Origin of the sequence: Spiroplasma endosymbiont of Clivina fossor (assembly GCF_964031115.1) — a bacterium.
Classification (GTDB): domain Bacteria; phylum Bacillota_I; class Bacilli_A; order Mycoplasmatales; family Nriv7; genus Nriv7.
In genome coordinates, this window is sequence record NZ_OZ035006.1 from 389,948 (window position 1) to 416,249 (window position 26,302).

The window sequence follows — 26,302 nt, forward strand, 5'->3', positions numbered from 1 at the left end:
TTGCCATTCCATATATATATATATATAATTGATTTATTCATTGGAAAGGAATATTACTAAGATGTTTAAAAAATTATTAATATTTTTAGCTAATTCTTTATACTAACAAGTTATAATGTAGTTATTAGTTCAGAAGTAACTAAAAGACAAAAATAAAAGGAAGGTTAATCATAGATGATAAAATCAAATAAAAATATGTTAAAAATGCTAGTTACATTAGCATTTACAATGTCACCAGTTTTTGCTGTTGCTGCTTGTAATCCTAGTACTAAAGATGACCAAGCAAAATTAAAAACAGGAGACTTAAATAAATTAAGGATTATATCCCCTGAAATTGAAGCTTTTAATAATGTTAAAGACAAAACTGCTGTAACAACAGACGAAATTACTACTGTTGTGAATACAATTGTTAAAACTGCCATTGATCAAATTGTTACTAAAACTAATTTAAATGTTGACTATCGTATTAAAATTGAAAAAGATGCTACAACAATTACGGGTACTTATGATTTGACAAGCAAAACTGATTTTGCTAGAACTTTTGATATTACAGTTATTAAAACTCAAACTGCAAAATTAAAAGGAATACATAAATCACAAAGCATTGTGTTTCCGAAATTAAAAGAAGTAGAAGAAGTTGGTAGTGAATTTGGTGTTACCAAAACAAATTTAAGGACCTTAACAAATATTGATTCTGCAATAGCTGTTGAAGCCACTGAAACTACTAATACAAGTGCTGATATGATTAAAACTGCTGTTGAAGCAAAAATTTTAGAAGTAATTAAAAAATTAACAAATGCAAAAGATGTTTTAGAGACTGATTTAGATATTAATGTTAAAAAACGAAATGGTACAGATGACTTAGATGACTTAGATGCTACAACTAGTTTAGAAAATGAACTTACTGTAAGTGTAACAGTTAAAGCAAGTAAAATTGGTGAAGCAAAACTTGAAGGTACAAAAACTATTACTGTAAAAATTGCTAAAATTACACCAGTAGTGGTAAAAGCAGATTTAAGTAAGTTAGAAGCGATTGATTCTGCAATAGCTGTTGAAGCCACTGAAACTACTAATACAAGTGCTGATATGATTAAAACTGCTGTTGAAGCAAAAATTTTAGAAGTAATTAAAAAATTAACAAATGCAAAAGATGTTTTAGAGATTGATTTAGATATTAATGTTAAAAAACAAAATGGTACAGATGACTTAGATGCTACAACTAGTTTAGAAAATGAACTTACTGTAAGTGTAACAGTTAAAGCAAGTAAAATTGGTGAAGCAAAACTTGAAGGTACAAAAACTATTACTGTAAAAATTGTTAAAATTACACCAGTAGTGGTAAAAGCAGATTTAAGTAAGTTAGAAGCGATTGATTCTGCAATAGCTGTTGAAGCCACTGAAACTACTAATACAAGTGCTGATATGATTAAAACTGCTGTTGAAGCAAAAATTTTAGAAGTAATTAAAAAATTAACAAATGCAAAAGATGTTTTAGAGACTGATTTAGATATTAATGTTAAAAAACAAAATGGTACAGATGACTTAGATGCTACAACTAGTTTAGAAAATGAACTTACTGTAAGTGTAACAGTTAAAGCAAGTAAAATTGGTGAAGCAAAACTTGAAGGTACAAAAACTATTACTGTAAAAATTGCTCAATTAATTTAATTTATTAAATAAAATTAATGTGGATATAAAATTTAAGTAGGGAAAGGACGAGCGCATAAAATATTCGGTTGGTGGGTAATTTTCCAAAAACTAAGAAAAAGATAGAAATAAAATTCTATCTTTTTTTAATTAGGTTAAAATTGTCGTTAACCTTGCTTAGTTTAAGAAAATAACAGCAAAAACAACTAAATAAAACTCTCCTACTTGGAATGATCGTTAAACCAAGCAAGCGAGGATAAACAATATAGGGGTGGCCGTGTATACCGCTACGACACAATGGGGGAAATTCTTTTAGGCAATATAAAAGAGTTATCGTGGTTTGGGGATAAATCTTTAACCTGCAATGGTTAAAGGGTGAGTGTTCCACAATAAAAAAAATTTAGAAATCTTACTATTTATAAGGAGGTTTTGCGAGTGTCTTTAAAAGAACTCTGTCAAAAAGAGTTAAAAATTAAAGTACAAAATAAATCAACACTAATTAACAAATGTCAGTGTTATATCAATGATTATTTTACAAAATTAACCAAAAACAGAAAAGGTGGTTGATATTTATAAAAAATATGCTCGGCATTGTTTAGCAAGGTTAGAATTTATTAATAAACAAAAAATAAATGCTAAACTTTGATTTTTAACTTTGCAATGCAAAAATAATCATCAAATTATTAAAAAATTAATTTTTAAGAAAAATAAATGATGAATTATTAATATCAAAAATTAGAAAGGAGAAATTATATGGTTGAAAATAATATCAAAAATACGATTAGCGATTTAATTAACAAAATTAAAACAACAACAGAAAACAATTTAAGCAATTTAGAACAAATTATGAAAGCTTTAATTGACAAAGTCAACAATATTGAAAATATCTTAAATCAAATAAGATAAAAAATAAATTAAACCAACTATTTATTAAAATTAGTTGGTTTTTTATTTCTCATATTCTCATAAATAAAAAAGAAAGGAGATAAAAATAATGAGAAAAAGTTGTCCTAAATGTAGATCAAAAATAGATGGTGATGGTAAAGATTTATGATGCAGCAATTATTATTGTATTTTAGCAAAAAAATCATATATTTTTAGAAAGGAAAAATAATAATGAATGTAACAGAATGAGGAAAATTTGAAAAGTTAAAAGAAGAAAATGAAAAATTAAAAGCAGAAATCAGAAAATTAAAACAAGAAATTAATATACAAAAAGAAAATATTTTTCCAAAAACTTTAACATTAACAGAGTATATTGAAATAAATTATAATTATATTCAAAATAGAATTTTAAATCTAAATTTTTCGGATAAAGATTTTGACAACGCATTATTTATTGCAAATAAATGGCGATCAGATGTTATTGAGAATGATTATGATATGCTTGCATGTGTTGGGATTGCCTTAGCAAAATGAAATTTTTTATCAAAAAAAGAACAAGAAATCTTATTAGATAAAGTTAGTTTTCGTGGTGGATACTTAAAAGATGTTCTAACTGATTATGACAAAGAAAAATATTCAAGCAAACAAAATAATGAAAATTTTCCTGAGATAACAAAAGAAGATGTTTTTAGAAGATGAAATAGCCTTAAATTTTATAGATAAGTATTGATAAAATAAAAAAGTCATCAACCTGACTTTTAAAAATTAATTTTATTAAATTTTAGAATTAATGGTTATAAATTAAAATACAACAAGCTTGATTGTTGATAAGGATTTAAACCATAATGTTGATATTTTCATTTTCATAAGTTGAGATAATCTTGAATGTTAGTAAACCCAATGCCATGATAATGAGTGAGAAATTCTTTTATACTGGATTGAACTTTGCTAACATTTTTTAAATTATAATAACTAGCTTTTTTAGAAGCATTATGTTTAACTTGTTTTAACTTACATTTAGTTTGTATTGCAACTAAATCATACAAGGGGTGCATATCTGTTTTTAAAAGCGAATTTTCTTTAATAAGTTTGTTAGTTAAATTATCTTCAACCCATTTTCGTTTTAGTCTTTTAGTATTGGTAACTTGTGCATAAATATTAAGGTTTTCATCAATAGCTACTTGAATACAACATTTTGTATTTTTAGCATTAGGTTCAATATAGAGTTTTCTTGGGTCATCTTTGGATTTAAAATTTCCTTTATGAATTTCTTTAATAAAAGTTTCATCAATTTCAATGATGCCACTAAGTTTCTTAAAAGATTTTTGAGTTTTTGCTAATTGTTTTGATTTCATTAATTTTTGACGATTAAATCATGCTGAAAGTGTTGAAGTGTTGATAAAATTAGCAATTATTCTTGAAGATTGTCCTAACATAGCAATTTTAATTAATAAATCTCATTGTTCATAAGAAAGTTTACTACGATAAGTAAAATGATTTCTAAACGCATCAAAACTACTTTTGCAATTTTTACATAAATATCTTTGTTTATCATTTTTAAACCCATTTTTTACACATTTAAAGGATTTACAATCAGAACAAATTATACCCTTCTTTTTAAATTTATTATCAATAATTGCTTTTAATTTTGTCGAAAACTCTTGATATTTATTGAATATACTTAATTTTAGGTATATTTTAATATGATAGAGGTGGATAATAATTATGGAAAAAATAATTCAAGAACTAGTAAATACTTTAACAGATGATCAATTTTTAGAATTTTATGAAAAAGTCAAACAACAAGCAGAATTAATAAAAAAACAAAAACGGTTAAATGAAATTGATCAAAAATTTAGAGCGCAAGGTATTAAATGCCCTAAATGTGAATCTTACCATTGCGTTAAAAATGGACATAATTCAGAAGGAAAACAAAAATATTTATGTAAAAATTGCCGTGCAAGTTTTGACGCTTTTCGTAATCATTTTATTTATTAGACTTCTTGCAAAATTAATTTAAAATATAATTGAATTGTTGTTTTTAATAAAAAGGTGGAATTTAAATGAAATTTAAAAAAAATAATCAAATAAGTGATAAAAATTTTTTAAGATTAACTGGTATTAAACATACTACTTTTAATAAAATGCTAGAAATTTTAAAAATAGAAGAATTAAAAAAGAGATTTCGTCGCGGAAGAACCAATAAATTATCATTAGAAAATCGTATTTTAATGACTTTAGAATATTGAAGAGAATATAGAACTTATTTTCATATTGCAAAAAGTTATGATATTAGTGAAAGTAGTTGTTATAGAAATATCAAATGAATTGAAGACGCTTTAATAAAACACCCTAATTTTCAACAACTTACTGGTCAAAAATCACTATTAAAAGATTATTTCAAAGATAAGACTGTTATAATTGATGTAACTGAAAGCCAAATCCAACGCCCAAAAAAAGACAAAAACAGCACTACTCAGGAAAAAAGAAAAAACACACAATAAAAACACAAGTTATAATTGAAAAAGATAGTAAAAAAATTATTAGTTCTGATTTTTCTTATGGTAAAAACCATGACTTTAAAATTTTAAAAGATTCAAAAATTAAATTTTTACCAGAAACAACTGTTTTAGTGGATTTAGGTTATCAAGGCATACAAAAAATTAATCATAATGTTTTAATTCCTAAAAGAAAATCAAAGAAAAACCCTTTAAATAAAGAAGAAAAGCAAAATAATGAGCGAATTTCAAAAATGAGAATTGTTATTGAAAATGTTTTTGCTATACTTAAAAAATTTAAAATTATTAGTGAAAAATATCGAAATCGTAGAAAAAGATTTGCTTTAAGATTTAATTTAATAGCTTCAATTTATAATTTACAACTATTAGTTTAAATATATTTGATAATTTAAAATTTCAGTCTTTTTTTATTGTAAATAATAATTTTTATTATGTTTTAATGACAAAATATTTGTAAAAATAATCTAAAAATTATTTTAATAACACTTTTATATTTATTTTAAATTTAAAAATTATAATTATCATATTAATTTTGCAAGAAGTCTATTGAAGTCATTAAGAGCCTGTCCAAAATTCTGTGTCTCGATAATTCATTCTGAATTATACTTAAAAGAAGGAGAACAGAAAATGACAAAAAAAATAAAAAAAGAACCTGACGCAATTGATAAAGTTGTTGATTATTTTTTAGAAAATATTGATAATCCACAAGATTTATTTAAAGGCAATACTATTTTTCAGGAATTTACCAAAAAATTAACTGAACGAATGTTAAATACGGAAATTAAAGATTATCTTGAAACTGATGAGAATCATAATAAAAGAAATGGCAACACACAAAAAACCATTATTACTAAAAATGGTTCAATCGCAATTGATGTACCAAGAGATCGAAATAGTACTTTTGAACCAGTAATTATTCCGAAAAGACAAAGAAGATTTGATAACTTTGATCAAAAAGTAATTTCTTTATATGCAAGAGGAATGACAATTTCTGATATCAAAGCACAATTGCAAGAATTCTATCACGGAGCAGAAATTTCAGAAAGTTTAATTAGTCAAATAACTGATGATGTTATTGAAGAAGTTAAAATGTGACAAACTAAACCTTTAGAGAAGATTTATCCGATTGTTTATTTTGATTGTATTGTTGTTAAAGTAAAGCAAGATAAACGAATAATAATATAAAGCAGTTTATCTTGCCTTAGGAATTAATTTAGATGGTTTAAAAGATATTTTAGGAATGTGAATTAGTGAGAATGAGGGAGCCAAATTTTGACTTAATAATCTTACGGAAATGAAAAATCGTGGCTTACAAGATATTCTTGTTGCTTGTAGTGATAATTTAACTGGGATGTCTGATGCAATAGAAGCTGTTTTCCCAAAAACACAGCATCAATTATGCATTGTTCATCAAATTCGCAATAGTTTAAAATTTGTTCCTTACAAAGATCGCAAACTTGTAGCTAATGATTTAAAATCAATTTATACAGCAATTAATGAAGAAATAGCGTTAATTGCTTTAGATCATTTTTCAGAAAAATGAAATAAAAAGTATCCACAAATTACTAAATCATGAAAAAATAACTGAAATAATTTAATAATTTTTCTTGAATATCCTCAGGAATTTAGAAGAATTATTTACACAACTAATGCGATTGAATCTGTTAATAGTCAATTAAGAAAAGTCATTAAGAATAAAAAGATTTTTCCTAATGACGCATCAGTTTTTAAAATATTTTATTTAGCATTTCAAAATATGGTTAAGAAATGAACGATGCCAATTCAAAATTGGGGTAATGCAATTTCACATTTTAATAGGCCTGTCCAAAATTCTGTGTCTCGATAATTCATTCTGAATTATACTTAAAAGAAGGAGAACAGAAAATGACAAAAAAAATAAAAAAAGAACCTGACGCAATTGATAAAGTTGTTGATTATTTTTTAGAAAATATTGATAATCCACAAGATTTATTTAAAGGCAATACTATTTTTCAGGAATTTACCAAAAAATTAACTGAACGAATGTTAAATACGGAAATTAAAGATTATCTTGAAACTGATGAGAATCATAATAAAAGAAATGGCAACACACAAAAAACCATTATTACTAAAAATGGTTCAATCGCAATTGATGTACCAAGAGATCGAAATAGTACTTTTGAACCAGTAATTATTCCGAAAAGACAAAGAAGATTTGATAACTTTGATCAAAAAGTAATTTCTTTATATGCAAGAGGAATGACAATTTCTGATATCAAAGCACAATTGCAAGAATTCTATCACGGAGCAGAAATTTCAGAAAGTTTAATTAGTCAAATAACTGATGATGTTATTGAAGAAGTTAAAATGTGACAAACTAAACCTTTAGAGAAGATTTATCCGATTGTTTATTTTGATTGTATTGTTGTTAAAGTAAAGCAAGATAAACGAATAATAAATAAAGCAGTTTATCTTGCCTTAGGAATTAATTTAGATGGTTTAAAAGATATTTTAGGAATGTGAATTAGCGAGAATGAGGGAGTCAAATTTTGACTTAATAATCTCCTCTTACGGAAATGAAAAATCGTGGCTTACAAGATATTCTTGTTGCTTGTAGCGATAATTTAACTGGAATGTCTGATGCAATAGAAGCTGTGTTCCCAAAAACACAGCACCAATTATGCATTGTTCATCAAATTCGTAATAGTTTAAAATTTGTCCCTTACAAAGATCGCAAACTTGTAGCTAATGATTTAAAATCAATTTATACAGCAATTAATGAAGAAATAGCGCTAGTTGCTTTAGATCATTTTTCTGAAAAATGAAATAAAAAGTATCCACAAATTACTAAATCATGAAAAAATAACTGAAATAATTTAATAATTTTTCTTGAATATCCTCAAGAATTTAGAAGGATTATTTACACAACTAATGCGATTGAATCTGTTAATAGTCAACTAAGAAAAGTCATTAAGAATAAAAAGATTTTTCCTAATGACGCATCAGTTTTTAAAATATTTTATTTAGCATTTCAAAATATGGTTAAGAAATGAACGATGCCAATTCAAAATTGGGGTAGTGCAATTTCACATTTAATGATAAAATTTGAGGACAGAGTGAATTTAAGTTAATTACTTAGAGACACAGTTAATTGTACAGTCCCTTAATTTTTAATTTCAGGAATATATAATTTTGAATTAAGCTAGTTATAGTTATGTACCAAGTCTAATCTATAATTGTTAGTATTACCATTACCATGTTCAAAAGTTAGTAATTCTGTCCCTTGTGCTTTAATTCTTATTGTTTTATTGGGTATATTAATCATTCAGGTATAAAAATTTAAATTGGAAGTATCTATTTTTGTTCCATAAGTATTTGTTATTTTTTGAAAGTCTTTTTGTTTAATTCTGTTATTTACAAGCTCTGCATTAAACTCTAAACTAAGAATTTTTATATTTTTTAAATTTGATAATTGTTTATCTATATTTGCTTTTATATTAGACTTCTTGCAAAATTAATATGATAATTATAATTTTTAAATTTAAAATAAATATAAAAGTGTTATTAAAATAATTTTTAGATTATTTTTACAAATATTTTGTCATTAAAACATAATAAAAATTATTATTTACAATAAAAAAAGACTGAAATTTTAAATTATCAAATATATTTAAACTAATAGTTGTAAATTATAAATTGAAGCTATTAAATTAAATCTTAAAGCAAATCTTTTTCTACGATTTCGATATTTTTCACTAATAATTTTAAATTTTTTAAGTATAGCAAAAACATTTTCAATAACAATTCTCATTTTTGAAATTCGCTCATTATTTTGCTTTTCTTCTTTATTTAAAGGGTTTTTCTTTGATTTTCTTTTAGGAATTAAAACATTATGATTAATTTTTTGTATGCCTTGATAACCTAAATCCACTAAAACAGTTGTTTCTGGTAAAAATTTAATTTTTGAATCTTTTAAAATTTTAAAGTCATGGTTTTTACCATAAGAAAAATCAGAACTAATAATTTTTTTACTATCTTTTTCAATTATAACTTGTGTTTTTATTGTGTGTTTTTTCTTTTTTCCTGAGTAGTGCTGTTTTTGTCTTTTTTTGGGCGTTGGATTTGGCTTTCAGTTACATCAATTATAACAGTCTTATCTTTGAAATAATCTTTTAATAGTGATTTTTGACCAGTAAGTTGTTGAAAATTAGGGTGTTTTATTAAAGTGTCTTCAATTCATTTGATATTTCTATAACAACTACTTTCACTAATATCATAACTTTTTGCAATATGAAAATAAGTTCTATATTCTCTTCAATATTCTAAAGTCATTAAAATACGATTTTCTAATGATAATTTATTGGTTCTTCCGCGACGAAATCTCTTTTTTAATTCTTCTATTTTTAAAATTTCTAGCATTTTATTAAAAGTAGTATGTTTAATACCAGTTAATCTTAAAAAATTTTTATCACTTATTTGATTATTTTTTTTAAATTTCATTTAAATTCCACCTTTTTATTAAAAACAACAATTCAATTATATTTTAAATTAATTTTGCAAGAAGTCTATTATCTTCTGTTGTTATCTCAACTTTTAAAAGGTCGCGGTCTTGCCTTTCCGTTAAAAATCTTATTTTTTCTAGATTTCTGATTTCAAAATCATAAACTTTATTACCTTGTCTTTTATTTCTAATTAGTGAATTTGCTGTTGTTTTGTCATTGTTAATGTTTGGAGGAATAGTAAAAATGTTATTGAAACTAATAGTTAGCACGGTAAATATTTTCATAAACATTTTTATCCCTCCTTTTTAAAATATTTTTTTAATTTTGTCGAAAACTCTTGATATTTATTGAATATACTTAATTTTAGGTATATTTTTAATATGATAGAGGTGGATAATAATTATGGAAAAAATAATTCAAGAACTAGTAAATACTTTAACAGATGATCAATTTTTAGAATTTTATGAAAAAGTCAAACAACAAGCAGAATTAATAAAAAAACAAAAACGGTTAAATGAAATTGATCAAAAATTTAGAGCGCAAGGTATTAAATGCCCTAAATGTGAATCTTACCATTGCGTTAAAAATGGACATAATTCAGAAGGAAAACAAAAATATTTATGTAAAAATTGCCGTGCAAGTTTTGACGCTTTTCGTAATCATTTTATTTATTAGACTTCTTGCAAAATTAATATGATAATTATAATTTTTAAATTTAAAATAAATATAAAAGTGTTATTAAAATAATTTTTAGATTATTTTTACAAATATTTTGTCATTAAAACATAATAAAAATTATTATTTACAATAAAAAAAGACTGAAATTTTAAATTATCAAATATATTTAAACTAATAGTTGTAAATTATAAATTGAAGCTATTAAATTAAATCTTAAAGCAAATCTTTTTCTACGATTTCGATATTTTTCACTAATAATTTTAAATTTTTTAAGTATAGCAAAAACATTTTCAATAACAATTCTCATTTTTGAAATTCGCTCATTATTTTGCTTTTCTTCTTTATTTAAAGGGTTTTTCTTTGATTTTCTTTTAGGAATTAAAACATTATGATTAATTTTTTGTATGCCTTGATAACCTAAATCCACTAAAACAGTTGTTTCTGGTAAAAATTTAATTTTTGAATCTTTTAAAATTTTAAAGTCATGGTTTTTACCATAAGAAAAATCAGAACTAATAATTTTTTTACTATCTTTTTCAATTATAACTTGTGTTTTTATTGTGTGTTTTTTCTTTTTTCCTGAGTAGTGCTGTTTTTGTCTTTTTTTGGGCGTTGGATTTGGCTTTCAGTTACATCAATTATAACAGTCTTATCTTTGAAATAATCTTTTAATAGTGATTTTTGACCAGTAAGTTGTTGAAAATTAGGGTGTTTTATTAAAGTGTCTTCAATTCATTTGATATTTCTATAACAACTACTTTCACTAATATCATAACTTTTTGCAATATGAAAATAAGTTCTATATTCTCTTCAATATTCTAAAGTCATTAAAATACGATTTTCTAATGATAATTTATTGGTTCTTCCGCGACGAAATCTCTTTTTTAATTCTTCTATTTTTAAAATTTCTAGCATTTTATTAAAAGTAGTATGTTTAATACCAGTTAATCTTAAAAAATTTTTATCACTTATTTGATTATTTTTTTTAAATTTCATTTAAATTCCACCTTTTTATTAAAAACAACAATTCAATTATATTTTAAATTAATTTTGCAAGAAGTCTAATATATAAACTAAGTTAGTTAACTTAGTTTTTTAAACACTTATATATCGCAGATTTAAGTGTTTAACAAGCTTTGTTAGTAAATTTTGTTTTTTAATTAGATAAAGATTTTAATAATTTTAAACTTAGCATACCTCTATATAGAAATTTTTACACTTTAATATCCGCATCCTACCCTTGGAACTAATTTAATAGCGTGTATATTTTTAGGAAATCCACCCATTCATTTTTTTATTGCAAAATGAAACAAATTGCTATAGCTAATAGGATGTTATCTATTAACTGGTAAACTTCTTTTGGTTATGGCGACCACCCACAATTTATCGTGCTTTAATACATACCAACATTATTAATTCACTTGTATTTAATTTTCAAAGAACAAACTTTTAACACCTTATAAAATAAAAAGACAATCATTGCTGACTGTCTTAATACTTATTCAAATATTTTCCCACCTAGCAAAACTTTATGCGTCCAACGTTTACAAAAACAATGAGTTATTGAAAATATGAACAAAGAATTAATTAACGAAAATTCAATAATATGATAAAATGGTAACGAATAAAAATGACAATAACAAGAAAGGCAGGGTTAGTTTAGTAATTAAATAATATATAGCTGATTGTTTTACTTCTTCAAAGCAATACCTAAGAAAACTAAACGCGGCCTTAGTACAATATTTGTAATTACTTATTGATATATATATATATATATATATATATATATATAATTGATTTATTCATTGGAAAGGAGTATTACTAAGATGTTTAAAAAATTATTAATATTTTTAGCTAATTCTTTATACTAACAAGTTATAATGTAGTTATTAGTTCAGAAGTAACTAAAAGACAAAAATAAAAGGAAGGTTAATCATAGATGATAAAATCAAATAAAAATATGTTAAAAATGCTAGTTGCATTAGCATTTACAATGTCACCAGTTTTTGCTGTTGCTGCTTGTAATCCTAGTACTAAAGATGACCAAGCAAAATTAAAAACAGGAGACTTAAATAAATTAAGGATTATATCCCCTGAAATTGAAGCTTTTAATAATGTTAAAGACAAAACTGCTGTAACAACAGACGAAATTACTACTGTTGTAAATACAATTGTTAAAACTGCCATTGATCAAATTGTTACTAAAACTAATTTAAATGTTGACTATCATATTAAAATTGAAAAAGATGCTACAACAATTACGGGTACTTATGATTTGACAAGCAAAACTGATTTTGCTAGAACTTTTGATATTACAGTTATTAAAACTCAAACTGCAAAATTAAAAGGAATACATAAATCACAAAGCATTGTGTTTCCGAAATTAAAAGAAGTAGAAGAAGTTGGTAGTGAATTTGGTGTTACCAAAACAGATTTAAGGACCTTAACAAATATTGATTCTGCAATAGCTGTTGAAGCCACTGAAACTACTAATACAAGTGCTGATATGATTAAAACTGCTGTTGAAGCAAAAATTTTAGAAGTAATTAAAAAATTAACAAATGCAAAAGATGTTTTAGAGACTGATTTAGATATTAATGTTAAAAAACGAAATGGTACAGATGACTTAGATGCTACAACTAGTTTAGAAAATGAACTTACTGTAAGTGTAACAGTTAAAGCAAGTAAAATTGGTGAAGCAAAACTTGAAGGTACAAAAACTATTACTGTAAAAATTGCTAAAATTACACCAGTAGTGGTAAAAGCAGATTTAAGTAAGTTAGAAGCGATTGATTCTGCAATAGCTGTTGAAGCCACTGAAACTACTAATACAAGTGCTGATATGATTAAAACTGCTGTTGAAGCAAAAATTTTAGAAGTAATTAAAAAATTAACAAATGCAAAAGATGTTTTAGAGACTGATTTAGATATTAATGTTAAAAAACAAAATAGTACAGATGACTTAGATGCTACAACTAGTTTAGAAAATGAACTTACTGTAAGTGTAACAGTTAAAGCAAGTAAAATTGGTGAAGCAAAACTTGAAGGTACAAAAACTATTACTGTAAAAATTGCTAAAATTACACCAGTAGTGGTAAAAGCAGATTTAAGTAAGTTAGAAGCGATTGATTCTGCAATAGCTGTTGAAGCCACTGAAACTACTAATACAAGTGCTGATATGATTAAAACTGCTGTTGAAGCAAAAATTTTAGAAGTAATTAAAAAATTAACAAATGCAAAAGATGTTTTAGAGACTGATTTAGATATTAATGTTAAAAAACAAAATGGTACAGATGACTTAGATGCTACAACTAGTTTAGAAAATGAACTTACTGTAAGTGTAACAGTTAAAGCAAGTAAAATTGGTGAAGCAAAACTTGAAGGTACAAAAACTATTACTGTAAAAATTGCTAAAATTACACCAGTAGTGGTAAAAGCAGATTTAAGTAAGTTAGAAGCGATTGATTCTGCAATAGCTGTTGAAGCCACTGAAACTACTAATACAAGTGCTGATATGATTAAAACTGCTGTTGAAGCAAAAATTTTAGAAGTAATTAAAAAATTAACAAATGCAAAAGATGTTTTAGAGACTGATTTAGATATTAATGTTAAAAAACGAAATGGTACAGATGACTTAGATGCTACAACTAGTTTAGAAAATGAACTTACTGTAAGTGTAACAGTTAAAGCAAGTAAAATTGGTGAAGCAAAACTTGAAGGTACAAAAACTATTACTGTAAAAATTGCTAAAATTACACCAGTAGTGGTAAAAGCAGATTTAAGTAAGTTAGAAGCGATTGATTCTGCAATAGCTGTTGAAGCCACTGAAACTACTAATACAAGTGCTGATATGATTAAAACTGCTGTTGAAGCAAAAATTTTAGAAGTAATTAAAAAATTAACAAATGCAAAAGATGTTTTAGAGACTGATTTAGATATTAATGTTAAAAAACAAAATGGTACAGATGACTTAGATGCTACAACTAGTTTAGAAAATGAACTTACTGTAAGTGTAACAGTTAAAGCAAGTAAAATTGGTGAAGCAAAACTTGAAGGTACAAAAACTATTACTGTAAAAATTGCTAAAATTACACCAGTAGTGGTAAAAGCAGATTTAAGTAAGTTAGAAGCGATTGATTCTGCAATAGCTGTTGAAGCCACTGAAACTACTAATACAAGTGCTGATATGATTAAAACTGCTGTTGAAGCAAAAATTTTAGAAGTAATTAAAAAATTAACAAATGCAAAAGATGTTTTAGAGACTGATTTAGATATTAATGTTAAAAAACAAAATGGTACAGATGACTTAGATGCTACAACTAGTTTAGAAAATGAACTTACTGTAAGTGTAACAGTTAAAGCAAGTAAAATTGGTGAAGCAAAACTTGAAGGTACAAAAACTATTACTGTAAAAATTGCTAAAATTACACCAGTAGTGGTAAAAGCAGATTTAAGTAAGTTAGAAGCGATTGATTCTGCAATAGCTGTTGAAGCCACTGAAACTACTAATACAAGTGCTGATATGATTAAAACTGCTGTTGAAGCAAAAATTTTAGAAGTAATTAAAAAATTAACAAATGCAAAAGATGTTTTAGAGACTGATTTAGATATTAATGTTAAAAAACAAAATGGTACAGATGACTTAGATGCTACAACTAGTTTAGAAAATGAACTTACTGTAAGTGTAACAGTTAAAGCAAGTAAAATTGGTGAAGCAAAACTTGAAGGTACAAAAACTATTACTGTAAAAATTGCTCAATTAATTTAATTTATTAAATAAAATTAATGTGGATATAAAATTTAAGTAGGGAAAGGAAAGGACGAGCGCATAAAATATTCGGTTGGTGGGTAATTTTCCAAAAACTAAGAAAAAGATAGAAATAAAATTCTATCTTTTTTTAATTAGGTTAAAATTGTCGTTAACCTTGCTTAGTTTAAGAAAATAACAGCAAAAACAACTAAATAAAACTCTCCTACTTGGAATGTCGTTAAACCAAGCAAGCGCGAGGATAAACAATATAGGGGTGGCCGTGTATACCGCTACGACACAATGGGGGAAATTCTTTTAGGCAATATAAAAGAGTTATCGTGGTTTGGGGATAAATCTTTAACCTGCAATGGTTAAAGGGTGAGTGTTCCACAATAAAAAAAATTTAGAAATCTTACTATTTATAAGGAGGTTTTGCGAGTGTCTTTAAAAGAACTCTGTCAAAAAGAGTTAAAAATTAAAGTACAAAATAAATCAACACTAATTAACAAATGTCAGTGTTATATCAATGATTATTTTACAAAATTAACCAAAAACAGAAAAGGTGGTTGATATTATAAAAAATATGCTCGGCATTGTTTAGCAAGATTAGAATTTATTAATAAACAAAAAATAAATGCTAAACTTTGATTTTTAACTTTACAATGCAAAAATAATCATCAAATTATTAAAAAATTAATTTTTAAGAAAAATAAATGATGAATTATTAATATCAAAAATTAAATTTTTACCAGAAACAACTGTTTTAGTGGATTTAGGTTATCAAGGCATACAAAAAATTAATCATAATGTTTTAATTCCTAAAAGAAAATCAAAGAAAAACCCTTTAAATAAAGAAGAAAAGCAAAATAATGAGCGAATTTCAAAAATGAGAATTGTTATTGAAAATGTTTTTGCTATACTTAAAAAATTTAAAATTATTAGTGAAAAATATCGAAATCGTAGAAAAAGATTTGCTTTAAGATTTAATTTAATAGCTTCAATTTATAATTTACAACTATTAGTTTAAATATATTTGATAATTTAAAATTTCAGTCTTTTTTTATTGTAAATAATAATTTTTATTATGTTTTAATGACAAAATATTTGTAAAAATAATCTAAAAATTATTTTAATAACACTTTTATATTTATTTTAAATTTAAAAATTATAATTATCATATTAATTTTGCAAGAAGTCTAATAAATCACACCATAATTGCTGTCAAGAATCAAAAAGCAATGTTTGCTATTAAAAGCCAAAGTGTTTCTTGGGTTAAATCAATTTCTTTGCCACCACTAATATGAGCCGGAATAGTTGTAATTTGAATAAATAAATCTCAGAAAGTTTGTTTAATTTGTTCTCAATTAAATTCTTTTAAATTTACTGTCATTTTTTATCTCCCAAAAATCATTTTTATTGGTAAATACATAATTGAAATTAACGCGAAAAGAAAAGTAATGATAATAATTAATCCGGCAATAAAAGCAACTTGTGCAGGCATTTTTTCTATCGGAACAAACAGTTTTAAGAATTCCATAATAATTTCTCAAAACATTATTTTTTATTCTCATTATTTTCTTTTGAATTAGGAGCTTTAACTCATTCTTCAAAGCGAGCAATAAATACTTTTTCGTCTTTTGTAAAATTACCAGTATTATTTTTAATGGCATTTTTATATTTAATTCGCATTTTTATTTTGGCATAAATTTTATAAGCAAAATATGCCAATAGCATTATGCAAATGATAATAAATATTATTCCAATCGCAATATTCATTTTTAAACTCCTTTAAAATAGTTATAATTTATATCTTTTTTGTTGTTTTCTTTTTCGGTAATGAAGAAGCCTAATAATTCTTGGCCTTTAATTAATTTGGTTTCTTTTTCTTTTTGATTAATTGAGATTACTTGATATTTACTATCTTTTATTATTCCGATGCAAATTGAATTTTCATATTTTCCTTTATAAACAAATCGTTTTGGAAACCAAATACCGATTTGTTCATTAAATCATGGAATTTTTGGTGCTTTAATAAGCATTGCGTTTTGCGTTTCTTTTAAGAGATATTTTTTAGTATTTAAGAAAATGTTTTCAATGTTTTTCATAGTAAATTACCTTTCTTATGGATAAACTAAGTTATATTAACTAAGTTAGTTAACTTAGTTTTTTAAACACTTATATATCGCAGATTTAAGTGTTTAACAAGCTTTGTTAGTAAATTTTGTTTTTTTTTTTTTTAATTAGATAAATATTTTAATAATTTTAAACATAATATACCCTTATTATAGAAATTTCTACACTTTAATGTCCGCATCCTACCCTTGGAACTAATTTAATAGCGTGTATATTTTTAGGAAATCCACCCATTCATTTTTTTATTGCAAAACAAAACAAACTGCTATAGTTAATAGAGGGTGTTTGTCTATTAACTGGTAAACTTCTTTTGGTTATGGCGACCACCCACAATTTATCGTGTTTTAATACATACCAACATTATTAATTCACTTGTATTTAATTTTCAAAGAACAAATTTAACACCTTATAAAATAAAAAGACAATCATTGCTGACTGTCTTAATACTTATTCAAATCTTTTCCTACCTAACAAAACTTTATGCGTCCGCTTCAGGATTAATTGTTGTTTTAGTTACACATAAAGTAGAATTTGTTTGTTTTGCTACTAAAAAATATAATTTTTGCATATCAGAAGTAATAATTGAATTTTCGTTAATTAATTCTTTGTTCATATTTTCAATAACTCATTGTTTTTGTAAACGTTTGGTGTTTGTGGATTTAACATAAATATTGTTATTATTATCAATTGCCATTTGAATACAGCATTTAGTATTAGTTGCGAATGGGTCAAGGTGAATTCTTCGTGGATCAGTTTTATATTTGAAATTTCCTTTATGGATTTCTTTAATAAATGTTTCATCGATTTGGATTTTACCAGATAATTTTTTAAATTTTAATTGGGTATTTTCTAATTGTTTTGATTTCATTAATTTTTGACGATTATATCAAGCAGTTTTTAATGTAGTTTTAATAAAACGAGAAATTGTTTTACTAGATTGCCCCAGCAATGAAATTTGAATCAATAAATTTCATTGTTCATAATTTAAATGACTTCAATAAATAAAATGATTACGAAAAGCGTCAAAACTTGCACGGCAATTTTTACATAAATATTTTTGTTTTCCTTCTGAATTATGTCCATTTTTAACGCAATGGTAAGATTCACATTTAGGGCATTTAATACCTTGCGCTCTAAATTTTTGATCAATTTCATTTAAACGTTTTTGTTTTTTTATTAATTCTGCTTGTTGTTTGACTTTGTCATAAAATTCTAAAAATTGATCATCTGTTAAAGTATTTACTAGTTCTTGAATTATTTTTTCCATAATTATTATCCACCTCTATCATATTAAAAATATACCTAAAATTAAGTATATTCAATAAATATCAAGAGTTTTCGACAAAATTAAAATAAAAAATTATTTTAATGTTGTTTTTATAAGCATTTTACTTAGTTTTTATAACCTTTTATTAAGATTATGTTTGTTAATATTAAATATTTTGTTTTATTACTTATTTTTCAAATAAAACGATAATTAAATTGTAGTTACTTTTTTTTCAAAATTAATCAAATATTTTTCCACCTAACAAAACTTTACGCGTCCTACCAAGTCTATTAAAATATAATACCGCTGTTTGTTGGTTTGGAGTTAAACCCTTATGTTGGTATTTTCATTTTCAGAGATTTAAATAATTTTGAATATTAGTAAAACCTAAACCATGATAATGAATTAAGGCTTCTTTAAGACTAGATTGTAATTTACTGATTTTATTTAAGTTACGATAACTAGCTTCAGGATTAATTGTTGTTTTAGTTACACATAAAGTAGAATTTGTTTGTTTTGCTACTAAAAAATATAATTTTTGCATATCAGAAGTAATAATTGAATTTTCGTTAATTAATTCTTTGTTCATATTTTCAATAACTCATTAGACTTCTTGCAAAATTAATATGATAATTATAATTTTTAAATTTAAAATAAATATAAAAGTGTTATTAAAATAATTTTTAGATTATTTTTACAAATATTTTGTCATTAAAACATAATAAAAATTATTATTTACAATAAAAAAAGACTGAAATTTTAAATTATCAAATATATTTAAACTAATAGTTGTAAATTATAAATTGAAGCTATTAAATTAAATCTTAAAGCAAATCTTTTTCTACGATTTCGATATTTTTCACTAATAATTTTAAATTTTTTAAGTATAGCAAAAACATTTTCAATAACAATTCTCATTTTTGAAATTCGCTCATTATTTTGCTTTTCTTCTTTATTTAAAGGGTTTTTCTTTGATTTTCTTTTAGGAATTAAAACATTATGATTAATTTTTTGTATGCCTTGATAACCTAAATCCACTAAAACAGTTGTTTCTGGTAAAAATTTAATTTTTGAATCTTTTAAAATTTTAAAGTCATGGTTTTTACCATAAGAAAAATCAGAACTAATAATTTTTTTACTATCTTTTTCAATTATAACTTGTGTTTTTATTGTGTGTTTTTTCTTTTTTCCTGAGTAGTGCTGTTTTTGTCTTTTTTTGGGCGTTGGATTTGGCTTTCAGTTACATCAATTATAACAGTCTTATCTTTGAAATAATCTTTTAATAGTGATTTTTGACCAGTAAGTTGTTGAAAATTAGGGTGTTTTATTAAAGTGTCTTCAATTCATTTGATATTTCTATAACAACTACTTTCACTAATATCATAACTTTTTGCAATATGAAAATAAGTTCTATATTCTCTTCAATATTCTAAAGTCATTAAAATACGATTTTCTAATGATAATTTATTGGTTCTTCCGCGACGAAATCTCTTTTTTAATTCTTCTATTTTTAAAATTTCTAGCATTTTATTAAAAGTAGTATGTTTAATACCAGTTAATCTTAAAAAATTTTTATCACTTATTTGATTATTTTTTTTAAATTTCATTTAAATTCCACCTTTTTATTAAAAACAACAATTCAATTATATTTTAAATTAATTTTGCAAGAAGTCTATTAGATAATAAAGGTTATCGGTTAGATATTGCTAAAAAGAGTGCTTTATTTCATTGATTAACTAAAGTTCAAGAAGAGGTACATAATTATACAATTTCATTTCATCGTCAACAACGAACTAATTCTTTATTTGTTAATTCGTTAAAAAAAGTTAAAGGATTAGGTGAGTTAACTATTAAAAAGTTATATCAACAGTTTGAAACATTAACAAAAATGAAAACAGTTTCATTTGCGGAATTAAATGCTATTATTAAAAATAAAACAACAACAAAAGAGTTAATTGCTTATTTAAAAGATAATTAATTTAGAAATCTTATTCGTTAAATCGAAAAATTTATTACTAATTTGATGCTAAAATGCTTATATAAAAATATAAGCATTTTTATTTTTAATAAAATAGAAGGAGGTTTTAATTTTGTCGAAAACTCTTGATATTTATTGAATAGACTTCTTGCAAAATTAATTTAAAATATAATTGAATTGTTGTTTTTAATAAAAAGGTGGAATTTAAATGAAATTTAAAAAAAATAATCAAATAAGTGATAAAAATTTTTTAAGATTAACTGGTATTAAACATACTACTTTTAATAAAATGCTAGAAATTTTAAAAATAGAAGAATTAAAAAAGAGATTTCGTCGCGGAAGAACCAATAAATTATCATTAGAAAATCGTATTTTAATGACTTTAGAATATTGAAGAGAATATAGAACTTATTTTCATATTGCAAAAAGTTATGATATTAGTGAAAGTAGTTGTTATAGAAATATCAAATGAATTGAAGACACTTTAATAAAACACCCTAATTTTCAACAACTTACTGGTCAAAAATCACTATTAAAAGATTATTTCAAAGATAAGACTGTTATAATTGATGTAACTGAAAGCCAAATCCAACGCCCAAAAAAAGACAAAAACAGCACTACTCAGGAAAAAAGAAAAAACACACAATAAAAACACAAGTTATAATTGAAAAAGATAGTAAAAAAATTATTAGTTCTGATTTTTCTTATGGTAAAAACCATGACTTTAAAATTTTAAAAGATTCAAAAATTAAATTTTTACCAGAAACAACTGTTTTAGTGGATTTAGGTTATCAAGGCATACAAAAAATTAATCATAATGTTTTAATTCCTAAAAGAAAATCAAAGAAAAACCCTTTAAATAAAGAAGAAAAGCAAAATAATGAGCGAATTTCAAAAATGAGAATTGTTATTGAAAATGTTTTTGCTATACTTAAAAAATTTAAAATTATTAGTGAAAAATATCGAAATCGTAGAAAAAGATTTGCTTTAAGATTTAATTTAATAGCTTCAATTTATAATTTACAACTATTAGTTTAAATATATTTGATAATTTAAAATTTCAGTCTTTTTTATTGTAAATAATAATTTTTATTATGTTTTAATGACAAAATATTTGTAAAAATAATCTAAAAATTATTTTAATAACACTTTTATATTTATTTTAAATTTAAAAATTATAATTATCATATTAATTTTGCAAGAAGTCTATTGTTTTTGTAAACGTTTGGTGTTTGTGGATTTAACATAAATATTGTTATTATTATCAATTGCCATTTGAATACAGCATTTAGTATTAGTTGCGAATGGGTCAAGGTGAATTCTTCGTGGATCAGTTTTATATTTGAAATTTCCTTTGTGGATTTCTTTAATAAATGTTTCATCGATTTGGATTTTACCAGATAATTTTTTAAATTTTAATTGGGTATTTTCTAATTGTTTTGATTTCATTAATTTTTGACGATTATATCAAGCAGTTTTTAATGTAGTTTTAATAAAACGAGAAATTGTTTTACTAGATTGCCCCAGCAATGAAATTTGAATCAATAAATTTCATTGTTCATAATTTAAATGACTTCAATAAATAAAATGATTACGAAAAGCGTCAAAACTTGCACGGCAATTTTTACATAAATATTTTTGTTTTCCTTCTGAATTATGTCCATTTTTAACGCAATGGTAAGATTCACATTTAGGGCATTTAATACCTTGCGCTCTAAATTTTTGATCAATTTCATTTAAACGTTTTTGTTTTTTTATTAATTCTGCTTGTTGTTTGACTTTTTCATAAAATTCTAAAAATTGATCATCTGTTAAAGTATTTACTAGTTCTTGAATTATTTTTTCCATAATTATTATCCACCTCTATCATATTAAAATATACCTAAAATTAAGTATATTCAATAAATATCAAGAGTTTTCGACAAAATTAAAAATTTTTTACAACAAAAATCATACATAAGAAATATATACTTAATTTGCATATTGAAATAATTTATAGTAAATGATTATTTTTTCTTTTTTAAAAAATACCTAAGAAAACTAAACGCGACCATTAAAAATTTTTTATTGTGTAAAAATTCAATAATATGATAGAATCATCACAAATAAAAATGACAATAACAAGAAAGGCAGGGTTAGTTTAGTAATTAAATAATATAATTAGCTGATTGTTTTACTTCTTCAAAGCAATACCTAAGAAAACTAAACGCGACCCGATAGTAGAGTAAATTCTCTGCCGTTTTATTTTGTGGTATAATTACTTCTGATTTGAAAAAAATAATAGTTTTATTAAAAACTATTTAGAGGTGATAGTAATGAGATTTCAAGATATTGGTTTAAGTAATGAAGTGTTAGCAACAATTGATTCATTAAAATTTGTTGCTCCAACAAATATTCAAAAGAAGATGTTGCCTTTAATGGTTAAGGGACAAAATGTTATTGTTAGTGCTAATACAGGAACTGGGAAAACTGTTGGTTATTTATTAGCAATTTTAAGTAAAATTAATCCAACTATTAACAAGACACAAGCAATTATAATTGTACCAACAAGAGAATTAGCGGTGCAAATATATAATGTTAGTCAAAAATTTATGAAAAATAATCCTAATTTAAAAATTGCTAATTTAATTGGTGGTCAAGATTTAGAGCAACAAAAGCAAAAGTTTAGTACTAATTATCCGCATTTAGTTATTGGAACACCAACAAGATTAAAGCGAATGATTGATGAACAAGCATTAGCTTTAACTACTAGTAAGATGGTTGTTTTGGATGAAGTAGATATGGTTTTTGATTTAGATTTTGTTAATGAAGTAGATTTTTTATTATCGAAACTTGCTTCAAATACACAATTTATGGTATTCTCAGCAACTATTAATAATGAATTACAAAATTTTTTAAAGAAATATTTAAAAAATGCAACAATTTTTGATTTAAGTGATTATAAAATTCAAACAAATATTGAAGATTTTTTAGTTAAAACCCGATATCGTAATCGGATTGAAATTTTGAAAAATCTTTTAACAACCGTTGATCCATTTTTATGTTTAATTTTTGTTAATAAAAAAGAAGATGTGGACCAAGTTCTTGATTTGTTACAAGAACAAAATATTAAAGTCGGACAAATTCATAGTAGTTTAAAATCGCGTGAACGCATTAAAATGCTAAAACGAATTAATAATCTTGAATTTAAATTTGTTGTTTGCTCTGATATTGCTTCAAGAGGTATTGATTTACCAGGAGTTTCACATGTTATTTCATTAAATTTACCGTATGATTTAACATATTATTTTCATCGTGCAGGAAGAACAGGTAGAGGAAAATATCATGGATATTCTTACTTATTTTATGATTCGTCAGATGAAGAAGGAATTGCATATTTAACTAAAAAGGGAATTAATTTTACATTATGAAATGAAAAAGTTAAGAAGCCAACAAAGAAGGTTATTAAAAATATTCCCCAAGCATCAGTAAATGATTTACAAAAAGTTATCTCAAAGTATCATTCTCAACCAATTAAACCAGGTTATAAAAAACAAAGAAAAGAAGAAGTTAAAAAAGTTATTCAAAAACATCGTAAGAAAAGTTTTAAGAAGTAAGGTTATTCGCCTTACTTCTTATTTTATGTAAGATAAGAAAATAATTTATAGTATAATTTACATATAACTTAAAATATAAAGGTGATTATGTTGATGAAAAATAAATTAATATTAGGTTGTCATGTATCAATGAAAAGTCCCGATTATCTAGTAGGAGCATTAAATGAGGCTATTAGTTATGGAGCTAATGCCATGATGTTTTATACGGGAGCCCCTCAAAATACAAGAAGAAAACCCTTAGACCAGTTAAAAATTGATGAATTTAAACGAGGATTAGAAAACCATAATTTAGATATTAATAATGTTATTATTCATGCACCCTATATTATTAATTTAGCTAATAGTATTAATCCTAATACTTATATGCTAGCTAAGGAGTTTTTAAAAACAGAAATCAATCGTTCTTTAGCAATTGATGCTAAATATATCGTATTGCATCCTGGAAGTAGTGTTGGTGCTGATGCTAGTATTGGTTTACAATATATTATTGATGGGTTAAATGAAGTATTGGAACCTAATCAAAATATTAAAATTGCTTTAGAAACAATGTCAGGTAAAGGTAGTGAATTAGGAATTAATTTTTTGCAATTACAAACAATTATTCGGGGAGTTAAATACTCACATTTAGTTGGTGTTTGTTGGGATACTTGTCATTTGAATGATGCGGGTTATGATTTAGTTAATAATTTAGAACAAGTTATTGAAGAATTTGATAAGATAATTGGTTTGGATAAATTATTTGTTATTCATCTTAATGATTCTAAAAATATTAAAGGTTCCCATAAAGACCGCCATGAGAATATTGGTTATGGTAATTTAGGGTTTGATAGTTTGTGTAGTATTCTTTATCATCCTAAATTTGTTAATATAATTAAAATTTTAGAAACTCCTTGAAATAATTCTGAACCACCATATAAGGAAGAAATTATAATGCTTAAAAATAAACAATTTAATAATTTTTTAAATCGTTAAAATGATCGCGATGACATGTTATGGGTGTGGTTCAGAATTACAATCTAATAATAATTTACGGTCGCGTTTAGTTTTCTTAGGTATTTTTTAAAAAAGAAAAAATAATCATTTACTATAAATTATTTCAATATGCAAATTAAGTATATATTTCTTATGTATGATTTTTGTTGTAAAAAATTATTTTAATGTTGTTTTTATAAGCATTTTACTTAGTTTCTATAAAATTTTATTGAGATTATGTTTGTTAATATTAAATATTTTGTTTTATTACTTATTTTTCAAATAAAACGATAATTAAATTGTAGTTACTTTTCTTTCAAAATTAATCAAATATTTTTCCACCTAACAAAACTTTACGCGTCCCTAATTACAAGCTGGTTACATTTCAAAAATTCAAAATAATTCTCATTTTTATTGTTGGCGATGTTTTCGGATTAAACATTATAATGAATTAGAAAATGTTAATAATGTTAATTATAACTATGATGATTTATTTATGAAGATTAAAAATAATGATGGGGTAGTTTTTTATGTTATTAATATAATGGACTTTTTTGGAAGTTTAATTTGGCAGTATCATTATCAATTAAAGAACTTAAGATTTTATTTAATAATTAATAAAATTGATACTATAATGCAATATATTGCTTTTAATAAACTTAAAGATTGAGTTAGAAAACAAATAACATTAATTGGACTAGAACCAATTGATATTATTCTTGTTAGTAGTACAAAAAATTATTTTATTGATGAATTTGTTGAATTTTTAAAAAAACAACAAACTGATATTTATTGAATTGGAAAAACTAATGTTGGTAAAAGCTCATTAATTAATAAGGTATTATCATTACAACAACAGTTTCCTCGTAAATTACCATTAATAAGTTATTTTCCTAATACAACAATGAATCTAATTGCTATTGCTTATCGTGACTACTTATATTTTTATGATACTCCAGGATTTGCTAATAGCAATGAATTAAATTATTATTTAAATAATAATGCTTATCGTAATTTAAATTTTGAATCAAAAATTAAAAGTAAAACTTATCAGTTAGAATATGGACAAACAATAACTATTGTGGGATTATTTCAATTTTCGTTTATTGAAGGGTTAGCAACATCATTTCATTTTTATGGTTCTAATAAATTAGTTTTACATCGTAGTAAAATTGAAAATTGTTCGCGAATTTGAAAGCAACAAATTTTACTTTTAAAACCAAATACTAAAATGGTTGAACATCAAATTAAAATTTCTAAAGATAATGAAGAAAAAATTGGCATTCAAATTTATGGTTATGGATGAATTTCATTTAAAGCTCGAAAGCAACAATTGAGGTTGCTGTTACCAGAAAATTATGATTATCAAATTATTAAACCAATAGTATAATCAGAA

Annotated in this window: 27 protein-coding genes and 3 pseudogenes; 16 read left to right on the forward strand and 14 right to left on the reverse strand. The window is 24.2% G+C overall.

The window, feature by feature from the left end:
- Positions 1–174 precede the first annotated feature (174 nt).
- From AAHM82_RS02550 to AAHM82_RS02560, 3 genes are all read left to right on the forward strand, one after another.
- On the forward strand, positions 175–1,668 hold the full coding sequence (locus AAHM82_RS02550; RefSeq protein WP_342264447.1) for a hypothetical protein: 1,494 nt from the start codon (positions 175–177) through the stop codon (positions 1,666–1,668).
- Positions 1,669–2,400: 732 nt separating this feature from the next.
- A complete protein-coding gene (locus AAHM82_RS02555) occupies positions 2,401–2,553 on the forward strand; it encodes a hypothetical protein (protein WP_342264448.1) in 153 nt (50 codons plus the stop codon).
- Positions 2,554–2,763: 210 nt separating this feature from the next.
- Positions 2,764–3,255: a hypothetical protein gene (locus AAHM82_RS02560; protein ID WP_342264449.1), complete on the forward strand. Its 492-nt coding sequence runs from the start codon at positions 2,764–2,766 to the stop codon at positions 3,253–3,255.
- Between the two features lie 71 nt (positions 3,256–3,326).
- Here AAHM82_RS02560 and AAHM82_RS02565 read toward each other — a convergent pair whose 3' ends face one another.
- A complete protein-coding gene (locus AAHM82_RS02565; RefSeq protein WP_342264450.1) occupies positions 3,327–3,968 on the reverse strand; it encodes an IS1595 family transposase in 642 nt (213 codons plus the stop codon).
- Between the two features lie 84 nt (positions 3,969–4,052).
- Positions 4,053–4,271 (reverse strand): annotated as a pseudogene (locus tag AAHM82_RS12875) (transposase-like zinc-binding domain-containing protein); the annotation flags it as partial.
- Between AAHM82_RS12875 and AAHM82_RS02570 the strand changes: the two are divergent.
- From AAHM82_RS02570 to AAHM82_RS02585, 5 genes and pseudogenes are all read left to right on the forward strand, one after another.
- Positions 4,258–4,530, forward strand: coding sequence for an IS1/IS1595 family N-terminal zinc-binding domain-containing protein (locus tag AAHM82_RS02570; RefSeq protein ID WP_342263371.1), 273 nt, complete (start codon positions 4,258–4,260; stop codon positions 4,528–4,530). The pseudogene AAHM82_RS12875 and the gene AAHM82_RS02570 sit on opposite strands and share 14 nt — an antisense overlap.
- Before the next feature lie 65 nt (positions 4,531–4,595).
- A complete protein-coding gene (locus AAHM82_RS12880) occupies positions 4,596–5,036 on the forward strand; it encodes a helix-turn-helix domain-containing protein (protein WP_425288987.1) in 441 nt (146 codons plus the stop codon).
- Positions 5,033–5,425, forward strand: a complete 393-nt coding sequence (locus AAHM82_RS12885) for a transposase family protein (RefSeq protein WP_342264845.1) — start codon at positions 5,033–5,035, stop codon at positions 5,423–5,425. The genes AAHM82_RS12880 and AAHM82_RS12885 overlap by 4 nt, the downstream gene beginning before the upstream one ends.
- 253 nt (positions 5,426–5,678) lie before the next feature.
- Positions 5,679–6,897: pseudogene (locus AAHM82_RS02580) on the forward strand (IS256 family transposase).
- 38 nt (positions 6,898–6,935) lie between these two features.
- Positions 6,936–8,161: pseudogene (locus tag AAHM82_RS02585) on the forward strand (IS256 family transposase).
- A 539-nt stretch (positions 8,162–8,700) separates the two neighbouring features.
- On the opposite strand, the gene AAHM82_RS02590 reads toward AAHM82_RS02585, so the two are convergent.
- Positions 8,701–9,530, reverse strand: a protein-coding gene (locus AAHM82_RS02590; RefSeq protein ID WP_342263339.1) for an IS5 family transposase whose coding sequence is annotated in 2 segments (ribosomal slippage) — positions 8,701–9,134 and positions 9,134–9,530 — 831 coding nt in all. Because the reading frame shifts where the segments join, the coding sequence is not laid out codon by codon here.
- A gap of 43 nt (positions 9,531–9,573) precedes the next feature.
- On the reverse strand, positions 9,574–9,822 hold the full coding sequence (locus tag AAHM82_RS02595) for a hypothetical protein (protein WP_342264451.1): 249 nt from the start codon (positions 9,820–9,822) through the stop codon (positions 9,574–9,576).
- Between the two features lie 112 nt (positions 9,823–9,934).
- Here AAHM82_RS02595 and AAHM82_RS02600 point away from each other — a divergent pair, with 112 nt between their 5' ends.
- Entirely contained in the window at positions 9,935–10,207 is a 273-nt protein-coding gene (locus AAHM82_RS02600) for an IS1/IS1595 family N-terminal zinc-binding domain-containing protein (RefSeq protein WP_342263371.1), read from the forward strand.
- A 169-nt stretch (positions 10,208–10,376) separates the two neighbouring features.
- Here the strand turns inward: AAHM82_RS02600 and AAHM82_RS12890 are convergent, their stop codons facing one another.
- Positions 10,377–10,769, reverse strand: coding sequence for a transposase family protein (locus AAHM82_RS12890; protein WP_342264845.1), 393 nt, complete (start codon positions 10,767–10,769; stop codon positions 10,377–10,379).
- The gene (locus tag AAHM82_RS12895; RefSeq protein WP_342263396.1) at positions 10,766–11,206 is read right to left on the reverse strand and encodes a transposase family protein; all 441 of its coding nucleotides are present in this window, start codon (positions 11,204–11,206) and stop codon (positions 10,766–10,768) included. Before AAHM82_RS12895 ends, AAHM82_RS12890 begins: the two co-directional genes overlap by 4 nt.
- Before the next feature lie 943 nt (positions 11,207–12,149).
- On the opposite strand from AAHM82_RS12895, the gene AAHM82_RS02610 reads away from it, so the two are divergent.
- Together AAHM82_RS02610 and AAHM82_RS02615 are read left to right on the forward strand one after the other, a co-directional pair.
- Positions 12,150–14,978: a hypothetical protein gene (locus AAHM82_RS02610; RefSeq protein WP_342264452.1), complete on the forward strand. Its 2,829-nt coding sequence runs from the start codon at positions 12,150–12,152 to the stop codon at positions 14,976–14,978.
- A gap of 718 nt (positions 14,979–15,696) precedes the next feature.
- On the forward strand, positions 15,697–15,987 hold the full coding sequence (locus AAHM82_RS02615; RefSeq protein ID WP_425289051.1) for a transposase family protein: 291 nt from the start codon (positions 15,697–15,699) through the stop codon (positions 15,985–15,987).
- Between the two features lie 144 nt (positions 15,988–16,131).
- On the opposite strand, the gene AAHM82_RS02620 is transcribed toward AAHM82_RS02615, so the two are convergent.
- The 7 genes from AAHM82_RS02620 to AAHM82_RS12905 form a co-directional block, all read right to left on the reverse strand.
- Positions 16,132–16,350 (reverse strand): hypothetical protein, encoded by a 219-nt coding sequence (locus AAHM82_RS02620; RefSeq protein WP_342264453.1) that lies wholly within the window; start codon positions 16,348–16,350, stop codon positions 16,132–16,134.
- A 164-nt stretch (positions 16,351–16,514) separates the two neighbouring features.
- Entirely contained in the window at positions 16,515–16,736 is a 222-nt protein-coding gene (locus tag AAHM82_RS02625; RefSeq protein ID WP_342189410.1) for a hypothetical protein, read from the reverse strand.
- Between the two features lie 2 nt (positions 16,737–16,738).
- On the reverse strand, positions 16,739–17,065 hold the full coding sequence (locus AAHM82_RS02630) for a hypothetical protein (protein ID WP_342264454.1): 327 nt from the start codon (positions 17,063–17,065) through the stop codon (positions 16,739–16,741).
- 506 nt (positions 17,066–17,571) lie between these two features.
- The gene (locus AAHM82_RS02635) at positions 17,572–18,360 is read right to left on the reverse strand and encodes an IS1/IS1595 family N-terminal zinc-binding domain-containing protein (protein ID WP_342264455.1); all 789 of its coding nucleotides are present in this window, start codon (positions 18,358–18,360) and stop codon (positions 17,572–17,574) included.
- 238 nt (positions 18,361–18,598) lie between these two features.
- Positions 18,599–18,949, reverse strand: a complete 351-nt coding sequence (locus tag AAHM82_RS02640) for a hypothetical protein (RefSeq protein ID WP_342264456.1) — start codon at positions 18,947–18,949, stop codon at positions 18,599–18,601.
- A gap of 188 nt (positions 18,950–19,137) precedes the next feature.
- The gene (locus AAHM82_RS12900; RefSeq protein ID WP_342264845.1) at positions 19,138–19,530 is read right to left on the reverse strand and encodes a transposase family protein; all 393 of its coding nucleotides are present in this window, start codon (positions 19,528–19,530) and stop codon (positions 19,138–19,140) included.
- A complete protein-coding gene (locus tag AAHM82_RS12905) occupies positions 19,527–19,967 on the reverse strand; it encodes a transposase family protein (RefSeq protein ID WP_342263396.1) in 441 nt (146 codons plus the stop codon). Before AAHM82_RS12905 ends, AAHM82_RS12900 begins: the two co-directional genes overlap by 4 nt.
- Positions 19,968–20,546: 579 nt before the next feature.
- Between AAHM82_RS12905 and AAHM82_RS12910 the strand changes: the two genes are divergently transcribed.
- The gene (locus AAHM82_RS12910; RefSeq protein ID WP_342263396.1) at positions 20,547–20,987 is read left to right on the forward strand and encodes a transposase family protein; all 441 of its coding nucleotides are present in this window, start codon (positions 20,547–20,549) and stop codon (positions 20,985–20,987) included.
- Positions 20,984–21,376, forward strand: a complete 393-nt coding sequence (locus AAHM82_RS12915) for a transposase family protein (RefSeq protein WP_342264845.1) — start codon at positions 20,984–20,986, stop codon at positions 21,374–21,376. The genes AAHM82_RS12910 and AAHM82_RS12915 overlap by 4 nt, the downstream gene beginning before the upstream one ends.
- A gap of 168 nt (positions 21,377–21,544) precedes the next feature.
- Here the strand turns inward: AAHM82_RS12915 and AAHM82_RS02655 are convergent, their stop codons facing one another.
- A complete protein-coding gene (locus AAHM82_RS02655) occupies positions 21,545–22,186 on the reverse strand; it encodes an IS1/IS1595 family N-terminal zinc-binding domain-containing protein (protein WP_342264457.1) in 642 nt (213 codons plus the stop codon).
- 467 nt (positions 22,187–22,653) lie between these two features.
- Between AAHM82_RS02655 and AAHM82_RS02660 the strand changes: the two genes are divergently transcribed.
- The 3 genes from AAHM82_RS02660 to AAHM82_RS02670 all read left to right on the forward strand — a co-directional run bounded on the left by AAHM82_RS02660 (position 22,654) and on the right by AAHM82_RS02670 (position 26,296).
- Entirely contained in the window at positions 22,654–23,934 is a 1,281-nt protein-coding gene (locus AAHM82_RS02660) for a DEAD/DEAH box helicase (protein ID WP_342264458.1), read from the forward strand.
- A gap of 93 nt (positions 23,935–24,027) precedes the next feature.
- On the forward strand, positions 24,028–24,906 hold the full coding sequence (locus AAHM82_RS02665) for a deoxyribonuclease IV (protein WP_342264459.1): 879 nt from the start codon (positions 24,028–24,030) through the stop codon (positions 24,904–24,906).
- 634 nt (positions 24,907–25,540) lie between these two features.
- On the forward strand, positions 25,541–26,296 hold the full coding sequence (locus AAHM82_RS02670; RefSeq protein ID WP_342264460.1) for a GTPase: 756 nt from the start codon (positions 25,541–25,543) through the stop codon (positions 26,294–26,296).
- Positions 26,297–26,302: the final 6 nt, after the last annotated feature.